The following is a 17,015-nucleotide window of genomic DNA, read 5'->3' as shown; positions in this document are numbered from 1 at the left end:
GTGATCTGCGCCAGCACCTGGCTGTCACTCCGCTGACGCAGCAGGCCGGGGCGATGACCACGACCGTGCCTCGCCACGGCCGAGCTGGCATGGACCGACCAGCCCCCAGCCGCATCTCGGCATCCCGTAGCGGAGAGATCGGGATGCCGAGCACCTGGCTCTCCGCCACGTGAGAGACCTGCTGCAACGACTGGGGCGGGCGGGCGGAGGGTCAGGTTGATCGGGGCGGAGCTGGAGAAGCTGCTGTACACACGGCCGGTACCAGACACCCTTGAGGAGCAGCTCGCTGCGCTGCTCAAGTGGGCGAAGAGTTCCAAGCAGGTGGTGGCGCGGGAGTTGGGAGTGTCCCGGCGCACGGTTCAGCGATGGACGGCCCAAAGAGCGTTGGCACGGGCCCGGTGGCAGCCGCTGATGCGGGCGAGGTCGATGCCGAGGTAGTCGGCCCAGGCCTGCGCGTCCTCCTCGCCGGCGACGACTCCGTACAGCTGTGCCTCTTCGTCCACAGTCCATTCGGCCCCGGGGAACTCCCGGGCGGTCGCGTTGTCCTCAGCCCAGAAGCGGACGAGGCCCACGGCGGCCTCCGCCCGCCTCTCGATGCTGCGGGCGCTCCTGCCGGGGCCGGGGTTCAGCTGTAGGGGGTGAGGCGGCCGAAGCGCTCCAGCAGGGTACGGGCCGCGCGCGGGCTCAGGCCGAGGCCTGCGGCGGCCTGTTCGTCGGTGGTGTCCTGGTCGGCGTCCCGGGCCGCCCAGTAGCCGACCTGGGCGGCGGTGACTTCTAGGCCGTTTCTTTCGGATCACCTCGCTGACCAGATGAAGATGGCGGCGGTCTTGGCGTAGCGGGTGGCCAGGCCGCGCCACTGCTTGAGCTTGTTGATGCAGCGTTCGACGGTGTTGCGCTGCTTGTAGGCCTCGCGGTCGAAGGCCGGCGGACGTCCGCCGCGGCTTCCGAGCCGTTTGCGGTTGGCGGCCTGGTCGGCGGGCTGCGGGATCACCGCCCGGATCCCACGCCGCCGCAGATGACGGCGGATCGCCCGGGACGAATACGCCTTGTCCGCCAGGACCACGTCCGGTGTGACCCTGGGTCGGCCAGTCCGTCGGGGCACCCGTAACCGGGCCATGACCTGCTCGAATGCGGGCGCGTCACCGGCCTGTCCCGGCGTGAGAACGAAGGCGAGGGGCCGGCAGCGGCCGTCAGTCGCGAGGTGGATCTTCGTGGTCAGCCCGCCGCGGGAGCGCCCGAGGGCATGGTCGGCCGGCTCGCCGGCCGGGACCCCTTTTCACGGGCCCGGCGGCGTGCTGGTGGACACGGACGATCGTGGAGTCGACCGCGACGACCCAGTCGAGGTCGCCCTCGGCGTCGGCCCGGGCGAGCAGGGCGGTGAACACCTTCTCCCACGTCCCTCCGAGGCCCACATTCGCAGCCGGTTGTGGGCGCCCTTCCACGACCCGAAGTGCTCGGGCAGGTCCATCCACGACGTCCCGGTGCGGTACTTGAACGCGATCGCGTCGATCACCTGCCGGTGGTCCCTCCACTGCCCGCCCCGCTTCGGCGTGCGGTCCGGCAGCAACGGCTCTATGCGCGCCGACTGGGCATCAGCCAACGACATACATCAACCAACGATCCGATGATCTGAAGGAAACGGCCTAGGGGCATGCCCACCGGCCAACATCGGCCAGACGGGGATGTTGGACCCCTCCTCGAAGCTGCTCGCGAGATTGAGCAGATCGCAGAGCTGTGGCAAGAGCTAGCGGCCGAGCCCTTCGGACACCCTGCCATCCGAGAGTCCCGGCAGGAGACCCTGTCGGACCCCGCGCCCAACGAATCCGCCGAGGAGCTGGACGCTGGGAACGTCCTGCTCCTGCTGGTCAGGTGGGGTGTTGGGGGTGGGGTGGATCAGGCGCGCGGGCGCCCGTTTTCGCCGAGGGACTCCAGGAACAGCGCCGCCCCCAGCAAGTGGGCGCTCCCCCTGGGCCGGAGTCCGAGGGTGCGCAGGCGGTGATCGAAGACGTGCACGGCCTCGTGGCCGCCGGGCGTGCCCGTTCCGCTGTGCTCGATGATCTCCCGGGCGCCGCTCTGCACCGTGCGCAGGCCGTGCGGGCCGGCCGCGTGAAGCAGACCGGTGTCCTGGAGGGTGGTCATCACCGTGAGCAGCGCATCGAGGCGCGCTTGTGGTTCCCGCGCACCGCGGTGGCGCGCCGTACACAGCGTCGTCAGCGCCTTGCGGACATGCGGGAAACCGGCCCGCGCCTCACCCCGGGCGCCCGCCGCCCCGTACCGGGCCGATGCGGCCGAGCCCGCCGAGGGGCGGTGCGGGGCCTGGCCGTCGGGGATCGCGGCCAGTTGCCCGGCGAGGGCCGGCAACTCGCTCGGTTCGGCGGCCGGGGCGAGAGCGGCGGCCGTCACCAGGAGGCCCAGCGGCCAGACCGCCCCGTGATGGAGGGCCGTGCCGCAGGTGGCCCGCGACATGCAGCGTTCCGTGGAACGGCCGATGGCCCCGATCTCGGCCCGCAGTGTGCGGCTGGGTTCGCCCGTGCGCCGGGCTGCGGCCGCCATCGCCGCGAGGCCGGGCACCAGCGAGCGGGCAGACCAGCGTTGAGCGCCGAAGTCTGCTTCGCGGGTGTCGGGCAGGCCTGGTTTCGGGGTCAGTTCGGCCGTGGCGACGAGCGCGTCCGCCGCGGCCCGTGCCAGCGCCTCGTCCTCGCGACGCATCGGTCAGGAGGCGGTGGGAGGTGAGGCGGAGGGCTGGGGAGCGCCGCTGGGGGGAGCTCCCGTGGGGGCACCGCTGGGCGGCGTACCCGTAGGGGCACCGCTGGGGGGCGTGCCTCCGCCGCCACCGCCCGCGCCGGTGTTCTCGGCCTCCGGGTCGATGCCGAGGACGATCGTGCTCGCGTATCCCTTCGACGGGTCCTTCGCGTGGAGCGGCTCCAGCGTCAGCAGTCCGCCCGCCGCGCCCTTGCCGTCGTAGACCATGTCGTCGTCGAGCTTCGTGTACGAACCGGAGTGTCGCGCGTACGGGTCGAGCGAGAACACCGCCTGGGCCGTGGCGTCGTCGAAGAAGAGCTGGCACGTGTGGTTGGTCTTGCCGCCCTCGTAGGTGCCGTCCTCCTTCTGGCCGCCGGTGTGCACCTTCACGTGGATGTGGCAGGTGCGCGGCGTGTACCAGCCGGGGATGATCGTCTCGAACTTCACCACCCCGTTGGCGTTCGCGATCTGGTAGCCGCGCAGATACGTCTTGTCGTTGGAGGAGGAGCCGTCCTCGCTCTCTTCGGGAGCACCGCCGCCCGGATTGGCAGTGGTGTAGCCGGAGTAGTAGCCCCAGGCATCGCAGTGCCAGATCTCGACCGCCGCGCCCTTGACGGGATTGCAGGAGTCCGTCGTGTCCTGGACGGTGATGTTCAGGCTCAGGGGAATGCCCTTCTTGCCTTCGGTGATGTCCTTGCGAACGAGCGCGCCGTCCAGGTAATACGGACCCTCCGTGGCACTCGACGTCAGGACGCACTGGCCACCCGATACGGCCGACGATGCCGTGGCGGCTTCCGCGGCCCCGGCGCTCTGTACGCCGAAGGCATTCCAGCCGGCCGCGCCGACCGCGCCGACCGCGACCACGGCGCCGCCGCCGAGGGCCATCGCACGCCGCCTGGTCAGGCTCTTGTCCCCGTGTTGTGGTGTCATGCGCCGCACGCTAGGCGGCGAATCTGGGCCCTTGCCGGGTCTGGGCTGTCAGCAGCCTGTGGGCAGGCCTCTACGGGGCCCGCGGACCCCTCGGGTTTTTCGCCCGCGCATTCGGGCAGGGGCGGTATGAGACCCGTTGCAAGCGTCGGCCCGGCTGTGGAAGGGAGGCGACGTCCGCATGACCGAAGGCGCCATGCCCTACCTTTCCCCGGCCCGGGTCACCGTGCTCGGGGTGCACCCCGGTGACCCGCCGTTCCGCATCGTGGAGATCGATGGCCAGCTTGCCGGCACCGCCACGTCCATGACGGACGTCGTCCTGACCGCCGCGGCGGCCGGCATCACGATCCACGACCTGGACGACCCCGGCGAGATCCGTTGGGTCGGAGGCGGGAGGTACCACTGGGCCGGGTGATCCGGTGCGTTTGCCTCGTGGGGTGCGGTCATGCCGAGCCGGAGCAGGCGTCCCTGGGACCGCTTCGACCGGCTCTGTCGTCGTATGCGGACGCCCCCTGGTGGTCACCGGCCGCCGTCGTCGCCGTTCGCGGCCAGGCGGCTGTGGAGTTCCGTGGTCATGGTGTGGATCGCCCGGGTCAGGTCGGTGTTGGTCTTCAGCTCCAGCTCGGACTCGATGAAGTCGTGGTCGGCCTTGGCCTGCTGGAACGCGGCGGCCCGGTTCTGGCCGATCATGACGAACGTGGACAGGAAGATCGCTTCCAGGGAGACCACGAGGGTCAGCGTCGGCCAGGGGGAACGCTCGACGAACAGCATCCACACCGCGAACCCCACCGCGTGGATGTAGACGAACATCATCGACCCGGCGAACTGCGTGATCGCGTCCGCGATGCGCAGCTGCAGGTCGGCGGCGCGGCGCGCCCGGTGTGCTTCGACGACCGGGTGGTGGCGCCCGGTGCCTCGGGGGCGGCTCATGGCCGGCTCCGTAGGGTTCGGCGGGCGCTCACCTGGTGGTAGGTCCCGCGGGCCGGGTCAGTCGCTCGAGGTAGGCGGGCAGGGTCACTCCCGGGGTGATGTCCTCGGCGGGGACCGGAGCGCCGTAGCTCCGTAGCAGCGGGACCTGGCCCGACCAGTGGGGGAGGCCCGCGTCCCCCGGTTCGTCGTTGGGGCCGCCCGCGCGGGACTTCGCGGAGACCTCGTTCAGGTCGAGGCGCAGGACGGCGACCTCGTCCAGCTCCTCCGCGCTCGGCGGGCGGGTGTCCGAGGACCGGCCGGGAACGACGTGCTCGACGATCGCCCTCAGCGCCCGGCCCTTCTCCTCGGGATCGCCGACCCGGTGCGCGACGCCGTGGGCCACGACGGAGCGGTAGTTCACGGAGTGCCGGAAGGCGGACCGGCCCAGGATCAGCCCGTCCAGGTGGGTGACGGTCACGCAGACGTCCAGGCCGGCGCCGTCCGTCTCCGGGCGGTCGGTGTCGGCCGCGGCCAGTCGCATGGGCCGGGAATCCACCGAGCCGTGCAGGTACAGGTGCTCGCCGACCCGGGCGTAGAGGGTGGGCAGGACCACGGGCCTGCCGTCGCGGACGAAACCCAGGTGGCAGACGAAGGCCTCGTCGAGGATCGAGTGGACCAGGTTCCGGTCGTAGGACGCCCACTGCCGCATCCTGCCGGGGATCGTCCGCTCGGTCGGCGCGTACGAGCCCGTGGGGGCGGCGGGAGCTCGGTCGGGGGTGATGCTCATGGGGCCTCCAGGCGAGGGGCGGGGTGTCCGCGCCTGCCAGTAGAACGCGCCCTCGCATCCGGGCCCGGTCCGCCACGCGTCCGGGGCAGTGGCGCCGGCGGTGACGGGACCGCCCGGGCCATTGCCCTGGTGGCGGGGGTAGGCGAAGATCGGCCGGGAATCTTCGCCCTCGGGAGGGTACGCGTGTCCGAAGTCAAGGCCGAGCTGGACCGGTTGATGAGCATCTTCCTCGGGGCGTTCACCAACGCCGGAGGCGGGCGGCCGGATCTCGACGCCATCCGGGAGGTGTTCATTCCCCAAGGGATGATCATCAAGAACGTCGGGGCAGAGCCGGTGATCTACGACCTCGACGGCTTCATCGAGCCGCGGGAGAAGATCCTCACCGACGGGACGCTGACGGAGTTCCGCGAATGGGAGGTCGCCGAGCGGACCGAGGTCTTCGGTTCGGTCGCGCACCGGTTCAGCGAGTACCGCAAGTCCGGATACCTCGACGGAACGTGGTTCGAGGGCACCGGCCACAAGACCACCCAGTACGTACGGACGCCCGAGGGCTGGCGGATGAGCGCGATGGCCTGGGACGACGTGGCTCCGTAGCCCGTAGCCCGTAGCTCCGTAGGGCGATCCGGTCCCCCGCGGGCGGCGGGGGACCGGACGTGCGGGGGAGCGGTTACGCGACCGGCTGCTGCTGGGTCACGCAGTGGATGCCGCCACCGCCCGCGCCGAGGCTGTCGGTGTTGAGCTGCTCGACGACCCGGCCCGGGAAGGCCCGCTGGAGGGTGAGCTTGGCCGCGGCGTCCGCGGTGGCGTGACCGAACTGCGAGGAGATCACGGCGCCGTTGCACACGTAGTAGTTGACGTACGAGGCCACGAAGTCGGGGCTGGTGGAGCGGATCCTGTCGTAGTCCGGGCCCTGGAGCTTGGTGACCGCGATCGGGCCGCCGAGCGCGCTCGTGCTGGTGGACAGGATCTGGTACTGCCGGCGCGCGTCGTTCGACCAGGCGTCGGTGTCGCTCGCCAGCGGCATCTGCACCATCCCCTTCCCCGCCTCGAGGAACCGGGACGTGGCGTCGACGTGGTCGTCGGTGATGTCCCGGCCGAGGACGCCCTTGAACCAGATGACCTTGGAGGCGCCGAAGGCCGCGCACATGGCGGCCTCCAGCTGGGCCTGGGTCTTGCCGGGGTTGCGGTCCGGGTTGATCAGGGAGCTGCGGGTGGCCATGAGCGTGCCGGCGCCGTCCGCCTCCACCGCGCCGCCCTCGCCGGTGAACCCCGCGGCGGCGAAGGCCACTCCGGCGTAGGCGGCGACCCGTCCGGCGACCAGCGAGTCCCTGGCGTGGGTCTGCTGGTTGCCCCAGCCGTTGAAGTTCAGGCCGACCGCGTCCAGGCCGCCCGCCCCGTTGGTGCGGAACACCGGGCCGCTGTCGCGCATCCAGCAGTCGTCCACCGGGATCGAACCGATCACCGTGACCGCCGAGCCGCAGGCGCTCTTCGCCTTCGACACGCTCGCGGAGTTGGCGCACATGACCACCGGCTCGTACTTCGCGATGGTCTTCGCGATGAGCGCTATGTTCGCCTGCACGCCCGAGAGCCCGCGGCCCCAGATGGCGGAGCTGTCGGGCCACGCCATCCACGTCCGGGTGTGCCGGACGGTGTCGATCGGTACGGCGAAGCCCGCGGCGGCGTTCGCCGCCGAGGGGCGGAGGGCCGCGAACGCCTCCCCGCCGACCGCCGCCAGCGCGGCACCGGCCGCGGTGGCGCCCGCTGCCGTCAGGAACCCTCGTCTGTCCAGCCTCCGTGCGACGTGCTCGTTCATCTCTGAACTCCGTTTCGTCATACGTGGATGTGTGATGGACCGCCGGGCCGTGGGAGCCGCCGCCCCCACGGCCCCCTTACAGCGCGCGACGTGCGGCGGCGATGCCCCGGGGATCCCACCCCGGGCGGGGAACGGACTCCAGGAGCAGGCGCGTGTAGGGGTGTTGGGGGTCGGCGAGCACCTGCTGCGTCGGGCCCGACTCGACGATCCGGCCGCTGCGCATGACGATCACGTCATCGGTCACGCAGCGCACGACGCCGAGGTCATGGGTGATGAACAGGTAGCCGATGCCGGTCTGTTCGCGGATGTCGAAGAGCAGGTTCAGGATCTGCGCCTGCACCGAGACGTCCAGGGCGGCCACCGCCTCGTCGAGGACGAGGACGGCCGGCTCGACCGCCAGCGCGCGGGCGATCGCGACGCGCTGGCGCTGTCCTCCCGACAGCTGCCGGGGCAGCGCGTCCGCCTCGCGGGAGCCGAGGCCGACCTGCTCGAGCAGTTCGGTGATCCGGTGCGCGTGGTCCGCGCCGGGGAAGTGCAGCGCGAGGGTCTCCCGCAGGGCGGCGCCCACGGTCGTGCGCGGGTCCAGGGACAGGAAGGGGTCCTGGAAGACCATCTGGACCTCACGGGCCCGGGCGAGGCGGCGCGCCTTGCCGCGCGCGTGCTCGCCACGGTCACGGCCGTGGATCAGCACCCGGCCCTCGTCCGCGTGTTCCAGACCCACGACGATGCGTGCCGTGGTCGTCTTGCCCGAACCGGACTCGCCGACGATGCCCAGGGAGCCGCCCTCGGCCAGCCGGAACGACACGTCGTCCACGGCCCGGACGCTCCCGTAGGTCCGGTGCAAGCCCAGGACCTCCAGAACGGTCTTGGCCGTGCCCGTCGAGCCGGCCGTGCCCGTCGTGCCCGTCGTGCCCGTCGTGCCCGTCGAGCCGGCCGTGCCGGTCGTGCCCGTCGTGGTGTCGGCGCTCGCGCCGATGGGGGTGCTCATGGGTGGAGTTCCTTCCGTTCCCGCTCGGCGATCAGCTCGCCGTGGTGGCAGGAGGCGAGCCGGTCCGGCTCCCCGGCGACCGGGAGCAGGGCCGGTGCCTCACGCGTGCACACGTCGGTCGCGAGCACGCAGCGCGCGGCGAAGGGGCATCCGCTCAGCTCCTCCCGCAGGCTCGGCGGCCGGCCTTCGATCGCGGCGAGCCGCCCGCGGGGCGCGTCCAGGCGCGGGGTGGAGTTCAGCAGGGCCGCCGTGTACGGGTGGCGGGGCCGGGCGAACAGCTCGGCGGCCGGGCCCGTCTCCACGATCCGGCCCGCGTACATCACGTACACCCGGTCGCTGATCGCGGCGGCGAGGCCGAGGTCGTGGGTGACGAACAGCAGGCCCGTTCCGAAGCGTTCGCGCAGATCGCCGAGGAGGCCGATCACCTCGGCCTGCGTGGTGACGTCCAGTGCCGTGGTGGGTTCGTCGGCGAGGATCAGGGCCGGATCACCCATCAACGCGGCCGCGATCACGACCCGTTGCAGCATGCCGCCGGACAGCTGTCCGGGGTACTTGCGCAGGGCGCCGGCCGTGAGGCCGACGGCCTCCAGCATCGCCACCGCCCGGTCCTCGGCGACCGCCTTGCTCGCCCTGGCGTTCAGCCGCAGGCTCTCGGTGAGGAAGTCCCCGACGCGGCGCATCGGATTGACCGCCGCCCGGGGGTCCTGGAAGATCATGGCCGCCGTGCTGGTGCGCAGCACCCTCAACTGCCCCGGGGACATGGTGAGTACGTCGTCCCCGGCCACCCGGACCTCACCCTCCGTCCGGGCCCCGTCGGGCAGCAGCCGCAGCACGCTGCGCGAGGTCAGGCTCTTGCCCGAGCCGGACTCGCCGACCAGGGCCACGGTCTCCCGGGGGCCGACGGTGAGCCCGACGCCGTCGAGGACGGGCCGTACGGCGCCCGGCAGGTGCAGCCGCAGGCCCTCGATCTCCAGGGTGTTCAACAAGGCGGGCGGTGTGGATGACGGCGTCGACGCCGGTGCTTCCGGTGCCTTCATCGGGCTCTCCTTGCGACCTTGTCGGCCCAGGACTCGCCGACGACGTTGAAGGCGACCACGGTCAGCACGATGGCCGCGCACGGCACGATCGACGCGAGCGGGTAGCCGGCCTGGACGGCGGCGTTGCCGTCGAAGACCATGCGGCCCCAGTCGGGGGTCAGGGCCGGTACGCCCAGCCCGAGGAAGGCGAGGCCGGCCAGGTCGATCAGGGCGTAGCCGAAGTTGATCGCGGACTGCGCGAGGACGACCGGGGCGATGGAGGGGACCACGTGGCGCAGGCAGATCTGCGCCCCCGAATGTCCTTGCACCCGGTACGCCTCCACGTACGGGCGGGTGCGCTCGGCCAGCACGAGGGAACGCGTCAGCCGGCTGACGTAGGGCAGGTAGGCGATGGCCAGGGCGATGACGGGGGCGAGCAGCCCCTCGCCGTAGACCGAGACGATCAGGATGGCCAGCAGCATGCCCGGGAAGGCGAAGACCAGCTCGGTGCTGCGGGAGAGCACCGAGTCCAGCCAGCCGCCCCGCCAGGCGGCGGCGGTGCCGATCGCCACGCCGGCCACGGTGGAGAAGGCGACCACGCCGAGCGGGCCGAGGAGCGAGGTGCGGGCGCCCAGGACCATCCGGGAGAAGGTGTCGCGCCCGGAGGCGTCGACGCCCAGGAGGTGATCGGCCGAAGGGCCCGCGAGGGCGTTCGCCAGGTCGACGGAGTTGGGATCGTAGGGCGCGATCCAGGGGGCGAACAGGGCGACGAGGACGACGACGGCGACGAAGCCCGTACAGAACAGGGAGAGGGGGGCGCGGGAGGTCCGGAGCCGGGCGAGGCCCGGCCGGCGCACCAGGACGGAGCTCACGAGGCCTTCTTCGCGGGGCCGAGGGTGACCCGGGGATCGACCAGCGGATGGAGCAGGTCGACGACGAGGTTCACCGTCATGAACAGCGCGACCATGATGAGGGAGATGGCCTGCACGGTGGGGAAGTCCTTGGTGGTGGTGGAGAGTTCGAGGAGCTGGCCGATGCCGCCCACACTGAAGGCGGACTCCACCAGGACGGTGCAGACCAGCAGTGTGGAGACGATGAGCCCGCCGGTGGTGAGCACGGTGCCCAGTGCGTTGCGGAAGACGTGCCTGCGGATGACCTGGCGGGCGGACACGCCACGGCTGCGGGCGACCGTGACGTGCTCCTGGCCGAGGACTTCGAGCATCGCGGCCCGGGTGACCCGGGCGAGCATGCCGATCAGGTAGAGCGCCAGGGCGATGGCGGGCAGGGTCAGGTGCCACAGCATCTGCCCGAAGCCCTCGCCGGCGCCGCCGGTGGGGAACCAGCCCAGCTTCACCGCGAACAGGCCCTGCAGCAGCACCGCCGCGACGAACGACGGCGTGCCGATGGCGACGGTGGTGGTCACCAGGATCGCGGAGTCGGCGGCCCCGCCGCGGACGGCGCCGATCCAGCCGAGGAGCAGCCCGAACACGAGGACCAGTACGAGCGCCATCGAGATCAGCATCAGGGTGTTGGGCAGCCGGTCCGCGAGGAGCCGGGACACGTCGGTTCGGTACGTGATCGAGCGGCCGAAGTCGCCCTGGACCACCTGGCCGAGCCAGTTCAGGTACCGCACCGCGAAGGGGTCGTCCAGGTGGTAGTGCTCGTTGATCGCCTGCAGGGCCTCCGGGGAGGCCGAGCGGCCGCCCAGGAGGAAGCTCGCCGGATTGCCCGGAGCCAGGTACAGAGCGCCGAAGATCACGAAGGAGGCGCCGAGCAGGGTGGCGGCCATTTCGGCCAGCCGCCGTACGGCGAAGCGCAGGAAGGTCATCGCGCGGCCGCCCCGACGTCGGCGGCCCACGGGTAGTAGAGGTAGGAGATGGTGGTGGGCGCGCCGGTGATCCGCTTGTTCAGGAAGACCGCGGTCGGCCACTCGGCGACCGGGATCCACAGGAGCTGGTCGGCGGCCCTCCTCTGGAGTTCGGCGGCCGCGGAGAAGCGCTTGGCCGGGTCGTACGCGGAGCGGGCCTTGTCGGTCAGCGCGTCGTAGGACTCGTCGCTGTAGCCGGCGTAGTTCTGGTAGGCACCGGTCTGGAAGTTGCTCAGCAGGTCCATCGGGTCGGTGATGGAGTCGTAGTACGTCAGCGGGAACATGTCGAGGCCCTCGCGCGCCGCGGGGTCGGTGAACAGCGAGGTGAACGCGTTGGGGGCGATGGTCTTCAGTTCGACCTTCAGGCCGATCCTGGTGCCGGCGTCCTGGACCGCGGTGGCCAGCAGCGAGACGTCCAGGCCGATCGAGCTGGTGGCGATGGTCACCGTCTTGCCGGTGGCGCCGGCCTCCTCGACCATCCGCTTGGCCGCGTCGATGTTCTGCTCGGGGGAGGGCAGGCCGTCGAAGGCGGACGCGCGGATGGCGGCGGGGGCTCCGGCCCAGACCGCCTTGGTGGTGAGGGAGGTGGTGACCGTGCCCGCGCCGCCCAGGCCCGCCTTGACGAAGCCGCGGCGGTCCAGGGCCAGGGACAGCGCCCGGCGGACGCGGACGTCGCCGAGCGCGCCCTTCATGCTCGTTATGTTGACGTTGACGGTGCTGAGGCCCTCGCCGAAGTAGAGCGTGCCGGCGCCGCTCGCGCGCAGCCGGTCGTAGCTCTCGGTGGGGATCAGGTAGCCGCCGTCGGCCTCGCCGCTCAGCAGGGCGTTCGTACGGGCGTTGGGGTCGGTCAGGAAGGTGAAGACGGCCTTCGCGGACTTGGCCTTGGTGCCCCAGTAGCCGTCGAAGCGCTGGAGCTCGATCGACTGGCCCTTGTTCCAGGTGCCCAGCTTGAAGGGGCCGGTGCAGTCCAGGCTGCCGGTGGTGCCGTAGTCCTCGCCCGCCTTCTCCACCCCGGCCTTGGAGGCCACGACGCCCGCGGCGGTCGCCATGTACTGGGGGAACTGCGAATCGGGCTGCTTCAGCTTGACCGTCACCTGGAGCGGGCCGGTCTTGGTGATGGCCTCGACGTTGGAGAAGTTGCCGTTCCAGGCGGCCCCGTTGTCCGGGTCCATCTGACGGCCCAGGCTGTAGACCACGTCGTCGGCGCTCATCGTGCCGCCGTCGTGGAAGCGCACGCCGGGGCGCAGGTCGTAGACCCACGTCAGGTCATTGGGGTTGGTGGCCTTCTCGGCCAGGCCCGGAGCCGTCGTGAGCTGCGGGGTCCACCGCATCAGGCTTTCGCAGACGTTCGACAGGATCGTGTTCGCCGGGTAGTCGAAGGCCGAGATGTAGTCCAGCGTCGGCGGTTCCGCGTAGACGGCCCAGGTGAAGGAGTCGAGCTCACCCGCGGCGGCGGGGGTGCCGGCGGACAGCTTGAAGGACGCGCCCTTCTGGCTCCCGTCGCCCTTGGGCGGGCCGGAACAGGCGGCGACCAGGCTGAGGGCGGCCAGCGTGGCTACGGGCAGCGCGTACCGGCGGGACCGGCGGGGGGCGGACCGGCCGGCGGTGGAGACGCCGGCGGCGGTGGTGTGGCCGGCGGTGGCGTGACCGGCGCCGGCGTGACCGGAGGACCTGGCGGCTCTGGACCAGGGAAGGGATCTGGGCATCGGTGCTCTCTCTTCCATGCGGGGCGGGGAGGTACGGGCAGGCGGCGAGCGGGGCGAGGAGGGAGGCTCGGGGGGCTCGGTGCGGGCCGCCGGCCCGGGCACGGCGAAGGGGGCGAGCCGGTCAGACGGTGCGGCCGGCCGCGGGGATCTGCTGGGTGATGCAGTGCACGCCGCCACCGCCGTACGCGATCACGCGCGAGCGGACTCCGACGACCTTGCGGCCGGGCAGCGCGGACGCGATGACGGCGAGCGCGCCCTCGTCCTCGGAGGTGCCGGCGACCGGGACGACGACCCCGCCGTTGGCGATGTAGAAGTTCAGGTAGCCGACCTCGGTCTCCTTGCCGTCGACCTCGACGAGGTTGCTCTGCGGCAGGTCGATGATCGTGAAGGGGCGGCCGGCGGCGTCGGTGGACCCCTCGAGGACGGCGCGGTTGACGCGCATGCGCTCGTAGTCGGGGTGGGCCGGGTCGCTCGGGAGCTGGACGACGACGGTGGCGGGGGCGACGAAGGCGCAGACGCCGTCCACGTGCCCGTCGGTCTCGGTGTCCAGCAGGCCGCCGTACGGCAGCCAGATCACCTTGGTGACGCCGAGGCGGGCGATCAGCTCGGCCTCGATCTCCGCCTTGGTCATGTCCGGGTTGCGGTTCGGGTGCAGCAGGCACTGCTCGGTGGTGATCAGCGTGCCCTCGCCGTCGACCGTGATCGCGCCGCCTTCGAGGATCATCCGGGAGTCGACGCGGTCCACGCCCAGGTGCGTCAGCAGGGCCGCGGCGATCTTGTCGTCGGTGTCGTAAGGGAAGTGCTTGCCGCCCCAGGCGTTGAACCGGAAGTCCACGCCCGCCCGCCGGCCGTCCTGCCCGAGCACGAAGATCGGCCCGGAATCCCGGAACCAGGAGTCGTCCAGCGGGAGCTCGATCACCTCGACCCCCTCACCGCACAGGGAGCGGGCCTCGTCGCCGCTGCCCGGCAGGGCGACCATGGTGACCGGTTCGAAGGCGGCGATCGCGTTGGCGACGTGGGCGTACTCGACCTTCACCTCGTCGAAGACGTCGCCCCACAGCTCCTGCCGGGTCGGCCACGCCATCAGACAGCCCTCGTGATCCGTCCACTCGGCCGGCATGCGGAAACTCGTCATGATCCACTCCTGTTTGAAAATTCAGTCAGTGTTTACAAGGGGTGCCCGCATCCTCCACCGAACTGAAAATTCAGTCAATGGTTCTGGCCAAGCTGATGCGGAATCGGTCACACCGCGTGTCGAGCGGCGTGGGGAGAGGGCTTGGAGGGCCTCTGAATCGGCATGATCACGGCGTTATCGCCGGAAACGGGTGCCTGATGTTACGGTCAGGAAAAGCCCCAGGTGACGGACTCGACGGGTAGAGTGACCCTTCGTGTCAGACCGTCGAACGGAAATACTCAGAGCCGCCACGCGAGTGATCGCGCGACGCGGCGTGCGCGGGCTCCGGGTGGGGGAGCTTGCCGCCGAAGCGGGCGTGTCCACCTCGCTGATCTACTACCACTTCACCGACCGCGCAGGGATCCTGCGCCGCACGCTGGAATTCATCAGCGACCGCGCCGATCGCTACACCGCCGAACGCGAGGACGGCTCGGACGATCCGGAGAGCCCCCGCGACGAGCTGAAGCGGACCCTGCTCCTCGAACTCCAGGACACCTCGGAGGTACGGGAGAACAGCACCGCCTGGGGTGAGCTGAGGGCCAGCGCCGTCTTCGATCACGACCTGCGCGAGGACGTGGCCAAGGCCACGCACAGCTGGGTCCACGAGATCTCCTACCTCCTCGCCCAGGCCCGTCCCACCGGTACGGCCCCCGAGCACGCGGCCGCCGCCGAACGCCTGACGGCCCTCCTCGAAGGCCTCAGCGTCCGGTGGCTGAGCGGCTCGCTGCCCCTGGACCACGCGCGCCGGCTCCTCGCCGACGCGATCGAAGGGGAACTGGCCGCATGACCGTCCGGGCCGCCGGAGCGGTGATCGTGGACGCCCTGGAGCTGGTGTCCGACCCGGAACGGGCGGCCCGGTTCGCCGCGTCGGCGCACCGGATCCTGGCCGAGCTGGTGGCCGGGGGAGCCGCGCTCGGCTGGGTCGAACCACCCGGGCCGGACGAGGTGGCGCAGCTGCTGGACCGCGTCGTGGCCGCCGTACGGGCCGGGGACGCGGGACTGCGCGGCGCCTGCGTCGGGGACCGGCTCGTGGGGCTCGGGTACTGGCAGCGCTACGCCCGCCCGACGCACCGGCCGCACGCGGACCTGGAGAAGCTCGCGGTCGCCGCCGGGGCCCACGGGCTCGGGATCGGCCGGGCGTTGACCGCGGCCCTCGTCGAGGACGCCCGCGGGGCCGGGATCGAGGTCCTCACGCTGGATGCGCGGGGCGACAACACCCGGGCCCTCGGGCTCTACGCCTCCCTGGGCTTCACCGAGTACGGGCGGCTGCCCCGCTTCGTCGCCGTCGGCGAACGCCGCTACGACAAGGTGTTCTGCATGCTGGACTTCCGCCAGGACGCTCCGGGGGACGGGGCTCAGGCCGCGGCCCAGGCCGCGGCCCGGGCCGGGGCCTAGAGGAAGTAGAGCCTGCTCAGGGATATGGAGTCGGCCGGCTCGGAGACCAGCGGCTCCCCGTCGAGGGACACCAGGCCCGTGCCGGGATGGACGTCGACGCTGCCGGTGCGGCTGTTGCGGAGCATGTGCTTCGGCCCGATGCCGCGGGTCCCGCGGACCGCGACCCTGCGGCGCCGGGTGGGCATCATGTCGCCGTTCTGGACGGCCGCTTCCGCGACGAACGCCACGGATATGTCGGCCGCGGTGGCCCCGTACGAGCCGAACTGCGGCCCGAGGACCAGCGGTTCGCAACGGTCGGTCGACGCGTTGGGGTCACCGGTGACCCCGTACGCCGGGAAGCCGCCCTTCAGGACCAGTTGGGGCTTGGCGCCGAAGTACTCCGGCCACCACATCACCAGGTCGGCGAGCTTGCCGACCTCGATGGAGCCGACCTCGTGCGCCAGGCCGTGGGCGATGGCCGGGTTGATGGTCAGTTTGGCCATGTAGCGCAGCACGCGCTCGTTGTCGTCGCCGCTCTCCGCCGTGCCGTAGGAGCCCTCGCCGTCCAGCGGGCCGAGCTCGGCCTTCATCTTCCCGGCCATGGCGAAGGTGCGGCGTACGGTCTCGCCCGCGCGGCCCATGCCCTGGGCGTCGGAGGAGGTGATCCCGATGACCCCGAGGTCGTGCAGGAGGTCCTCGGCACCCATCGTCCCGGCGCGGATCCGGTCGCGTGCCATGGCGGCGTCGCCGGGCAGGTCGACCTTCAGGTCGTGAGCCGAGACGATCATGCCGAAGTGCTCGCCCAGCGCGTCCCGGCCGAAGGGCAGGGTGGGGTTCGTCGAGGAGCCGATGACGTTCTCGACACCCGCCATTTTCAGGACGTTGGGGACGTGGCCGCCGCCGCAGCCCTCGATGTGGAAGGCGTGGATGGTCCGGCCGTCCAGCACCCGCAGGGTGTCCTCGACGGACAGGCACTCGTTCAACCCGTCCGTGTGCAGGGCGACTTGTACGTCGTGCTCCTCGGCCACGCGCAGGGCGGTGTCCAGGGCGCGGGTGTGTGCGCCCATGTCCTCGTGGACCTTGAAGCCGGACGCTCCGCCTTCGGCGAGGGCCTCGATGAGCGGGGCCGGGTCCGAGGAGGAACCGCGGGCCAGGAAGCCGATGTTGACGGGCCAGGCGTCGAAGGCGTTGAAGGCGTGCTTCAGCGCCCACGGGGAGTTGACCCCGACCGCCCAGACCGGGCCGAACTCCTGGCCGATGATCGTGGTGACCCCGGACGCCAGCGAGGCCTCCATGATCCTGGGCGAGAGCAGGTGGACATGGGTGTCGATGGCGCCGGCCGTGACGATCATGCCCTCGCCGGAGACGATGGTCGTCCCCGTACCGACCACCACGTCCACCCCGTCGAGGGTGTCGGGGTTGCCGGCCCGGCCGATCGCGTGGATCCGCCCTTCGCGGATGCCGATGCTGGTCTTGCGGATGCCGAGGACTGCGTCGATGACCAGGGCGTTGCTGATGACGATGTCGCAGGTGTCGCGGACGGCGGCGGCCTTCAGGTGCAGGCCGTCTCGGGCCGTCTTGCCGAAGCCGGCCAGGAACTCGTCCCCGGGCTTCTGCGAATCGGACTCCACGCGGACGATGAGCCCGGAGTCGCCGAGCCGGATCCGGTCGCCCGCCCGGGGGCCGTGGACGGTCATGTAGTCGTGCGGGTC

Annotated in this window: 18 protein-coding genes and 1 pseudogene; 5 read left to right on the top strand and 14 right to left on the bottom strand. The window is 71.5% G+C overall.

What is annotated here, in order from left to right; all coding sequences use genetic code 11:
• Nucleotides 1–216: 216 nt before the first annotated feature.
• Nucleotides 217–438 (top strand): helix-turn-helix domain-containing protein, encoded by a 222-nt coding sequence (locus ACODT5_RS09895; protein WP_422518805.1) that lies wholly within the window; start codon nucleotides 217–219, stop codon nucleotides 436–438.
• On the opposite strand, the gene ACODT5_RS09890 is transcribed toward ACODT5_RS09895, so the two are convergent.
• From ACODT5_RS09890 to ACODT5_RS09875, 4 genes and pseudogenes are all read right to left on the bottom strand, one after another.
• Entirely contained in the window at nucleotides 360–572 is a 213-nt protein-coding gene (locus tag ACODT5_RS09890; RefSeq protein WP_422519667.1) for a hypothetical protein, read from the bottom strand. The two genes, ACODT5_RS09895 and ACODT5_RS09890, sit on opposite strands and share 79 nt — an antisense overlap.
• Before the next feature lie 221 nt (nucleotides 573–793).
• Nucleotides 794–1,606, bottom strand: a pseudogene (locus ACODT5_RS09885) (IS5 family transposase).
• Nucleotides 1,607–1,893: 287 nt separating this feature from the next.
• Nucleotides 1,894–2,709 carry a triphosphoribosyl-dephospho-CoA synthase gene (locus ACODT5_RS09880; RefSeq protein WP_422518804.1) on the bottom strand — a complete coding sequence of 272 codons (816 nt, stop codon included), beginning with the start codon at nucleotides 2,707–2,709 and terminating at the stop codon, nucleotides 1,894–1,896.
• A 3-nt stretch (nucleotides 2,710–2,712) separates the two neighbouring features.
• A complete protein-coding gene (locus ACODT5_RS09875) occupies nucleotides 2,713–3,672 on the bottom strand; it encodes an intradiol ring-cleavage dioxygenase (protein ID WP_422518803.1) in 960 nt (319 codons plus the stop codon).
• A gap of 178 nt (nucleotides 3,673–3,850) precedes the next feature.
• Here ACODT5_RS09875 and ACODT5_RS09870 point away from each other — a divergent pair, with 178 nt between their 5' ends.
• A complete protein-coding gene (locus tag ACODT5_RS09870) occupies nucleotides 3,851–4,084 on the top strand; it encodes a hypothetical protein (RefSeq protein WP_422518802.1) in 234 nt (77 codons plus the stop codon).
• A 104-nt stretch (nucleotides 4,085–4,188) separates the two neighbouring features.
• On the opposite strand, the gene ACODT5_RS09865 is transcribed toward ACODT5_RS09870, so the two are convergent.
• Both ACODT5_RS09865 and ACODT5_RS09860 read right to left on the bottom strand, forming a co-directional pair.
• On the bottom strand, nucleotides 4,189–4,599 hold the full coding sequence (locus ACODT5_RS09865; protein WP_422518801.1) for a DUF1003 domain-containing protein: 411 nt from the start codon (nucleotides 4,597–4,599) through the stop codon (nucleotides 4,189–4,191).
• Between the two features lie 28 nt (nucleotides 4,600–4,627).
• Nucleotides 4,628–5,365, bottom strand: a complete 738-nt coding sequence (locus tag ACODT5_RS09860) for a pyridoxamine 5'-phosphate oxidase family protein (RefSeq protein WP_422518800.1) — start codon at nucleotides 5,363–5,365, stop codon at nucleotides 4,628–4,630.
• A gap of 183 nt (nucleotides 5,366–5,548) precedes the next feature.
• Here ACODT5_RS09860 and ACODT5_RS09855 point away from each other — a divergent pair, with 183 nt between their 5' ends.
• A complete protein-coding gene (locus tag ACODT5_RS09855; RefSeq protein WP_422518799.1) occupies nucleotides 5,549–5,959 on the top strand; it encodes a nuclear transport factor 2 family protein in 411 nt (136 codons plus the stop codon).
• Between the two features lie 73 nt (nucleotides 5,960–6,032).
• Here ACODT5_RS09855 and ACODT5_RS09850 read toward each other — a convergent pair whose 3' ends face one another.
• From ACODT5_RS09850 to ACODT5_RS09820, 7 genes are all read right to left on the bottom strand, one after another.
• Entirely contained in the window at nucleotides 6,033–7,178 is a 1,146-nt protein-coding gene (locus ACODT5_RS09850; RefSeq protein ID WP_422518798.1) for an agmatine deiminase family protein, read from the bottom strand.
• Nucleotides 7,179–7,254: 76 nt separating this feature from the next.
• Complete coding sequence (locus ACODT5_RS09845; protein WP_422518797.1) at nucleotides 7,255–8,166, bottom strand: ABC transporter ATP-binding protein; 912 nt, start codon at nucleotides 8,164–8,166, stop codon at nucleotides 7,255–7,257.
• A complete protein-coding gene (locus ACODT5_RS09840) occupies nucleotides 8,163–9,203 on the bottom strand; it encodes an ABC transporter ATP-binding protein (RefSeq protein WP_422518796.1) in 1,041 nt (346 codons plus the stop codon). The genes ACODT5_RS09845 and ACODT5_RS09840 overlap by 4 nt, the downstream gene beginning before the upstream one ends.
• On the bottom strand, nucleotides 9,200–10,054 hold the full coding sequence (locus ACODT5_RS09835) for an ABC transporter permease (protein WP_422518795.1): 855 nt from the start codon (nucleotides 10,052–10,054) through the stop codon (nucleotides 9,200–9,202). The genes ACODT5_RS09840 and ACODT5_RS09835 overlap by 4 nt, the downstream gene beginning before the upstream one ends.
• On the bottom strand, nucleotides 10,051–11,010 hold the full coding sequence (locus ACODT5_RS09830) for an ABC transporter permease (protein ID WP_422518794.1): 960 nt from the start codon (nucleotides 11,008–11,010) through the stop codon (nucleotides 10,051–10,053). Before ACODT5_RS09830 ends, ACODT5_RS09835 begins: the two co-directional genes overlap by 4 nt.
• Entirely contained in the window at nucleotides 11,007–12,755 is a 1,749-nt protein-coding gene (locus ACODT5_RS09825; protein WP_422518793.1) for an ABC transporter substrate-binding protein, read from the bottom strand. The genes ACODT5_RS09830 and ACODT5_RS09825 overlap by 4 nt, the downstream gene beginning before the upstream one ends.
• A gap of 121 nt (nucleotides 12,756–12,876) precedes the next feature.
• Entirely contained in the window at nucleotides 12,877–13,890 is a 1,014-nt protein-coding gene (locus ACODT5_RS09820) for an agmatine deiminase family protein (protein ID WP_422518792.1), read from the bottom strand.
• Nucleotides 13,891–14,143: 253 nt separating this feature from the next.
• On the opposite strand from ACODT5_RS09820, the gene ACODT5_RS09815 reads away from it, so the two are divergent.
• Both ACODT5_RS09815 and ACODT5_RS09810 read left to right on the top strand, forming a co-directional pair.
• A complete protein-coding gene (locus ACODT5_RS09815; protein WP_422518791.1) occupies nucleotides 14,144–14,716 on the top strand; it encodes a TetR/AcrR family transcriptional regulator in 573 nt (190 codons plus the stop codon).
• A complete protein-coding gene (locus ACODT5_RS09810; protein ID WP_422518790.1) occupies nucleotides 14,713–15,324 on the top strand; it encodes a GNAT family N-acetyltransferase in 612 nt (203 codons plus the stop codon). Before ACODT5_RS09815 ends, ACODT5_RS09810 begins: the two co-directional genes overlap by 4 nt.
• Here the strand turns inward: ACODT5_RS09810 and ACODT5_RS09805 are convergent.
• Entirely contained in the window at nucleotides 15,321–17,000 is a 1,680-nt protein-coding gene (locus tag ACODT5_RS09805; RefSeq protein WP_422519613.1) for an urease subunit alpha, read from the bottom strand. The two genes, ACODT5_RS09810 and ACODT5_RS09805, sit on opposite strands and share 4 nt — an antisense overlap.
• Nucleotides 17,001–17,015: the final 15 nt, after the last annotated feature.

This window comes from Streptomyces tatrensis (assembly GCF_049310065.1).
Classification (GTDB): domain Bacteria; phylum Actinomycetota; class Actinomycetes; order Streptomycetales; family Streptomycetaceae; genus Streptomyces.
This window is presented reverse-complemented; position numbering and strand designations above follow the sequence as displayed.

What these genes read in the sequence shown, in the direction of transcription:
- ACODT5_RS09825 (WP_422518793.1), bottom strand. Translation starts at nt 12,755, where the DNA reads ATGCCCAGATCCCTTCCCTGGTCCAGAGCCGCCAGGTCCTCCGGTCAC.
- ACODT5_RS09865 (WP_422518801.1), bottom strand. Translation starts at nt 4,599, where the DNA reads ATGAGCCGCCCCCGAGGCACCGGGCGCCACCACCCGGTCGTCGAAGCA.
- ACODT5_RS09820 (WP_422518792.1), bottom strand. Translation starts at nt 13,890, where the DNA reads ATGACGAGTTTCCGCATGCCGGCCGAGTGGACGGATCACGAGGGCTGT.
- ACODT5_RS09870 (WP_422518802.1), top strand. Translation starts at nt 3,851, where the DNA reads ATGACCGAAGGCGCCATGCCCTACCTTTCCCCGGCCCGGGTCACCGTG.
- ACODT5_RS09830 (WP_422518794.1), bottom strand. Translation starts at nt 11,010, where the DNA reads ATGACCTTCCTGCGCTTCGCCGTACGGCGGCTGGCCGAAATGGCCGCC.
- ACODT5_RS09860 (WP_422518800.1), bottom strand. Translation starts at nt 5,365, where the DNA reads ATGAGCATCACCCCCGACCGAGCTCCCGCCGCCCCCACGGGCTCGTAC.
- ACODT5_RS09875 (WP_422518803.1), bottom strand. Translation starts at nt 3,672, where the DNA reads ATGACACCACAACACGGGGACAAGAGCCTGACCAGGCGGCGTGCGATG.
- ACODT5_RS09810 (WP_422518790.1), top strand. Translation starts at nt 14,713, where the DNA reads ATGACCGTCCGGGCCGCCGGAGCGGTGATCGTGGACGCCCTGGAGCTG.
- ACODT5_RS09805 (WP_422519613.1), bottom strand. Translation starts at nt 17,000, where the DNA reads ATGACCGTCCACGGCCCCCGGGCGGGCGACCGGATCCGGCTCGGCGAC.
- ACODT5_RS09850 (WP_422518798.1), bottom strand. Translation starts at nt 7,178, where the DNA reads ATGAACGAGCACGTCGCACGGAGGCTGGACAGACGAGGGTTCCTGACG.
- ACODT5_RS09880 (WP_422518804.1), bottom strand. Translation starts at nt 2,709, where the DNA reads ATGCGTCGCGAGGACGAGGCGCTGGCACGGGCCGCGGCGGACGCGCTC.
- ACODT5_RS09845 (WP_422518797.1), bottom strand. Translation starts at nt 8,166, where the DNA reads ATGAGCACCCCCATCGGCGCGAGCGCCGACACCACGACGGGCACGACC.
- ACODT5_RS09840 (WP_422518796.1), bottom strand. Translation starts at nt 9,203, where the DNA reads ATGAAGGCACCGGAAGCACCGGCGTCGACGCCGTCATCCACACCGCCC.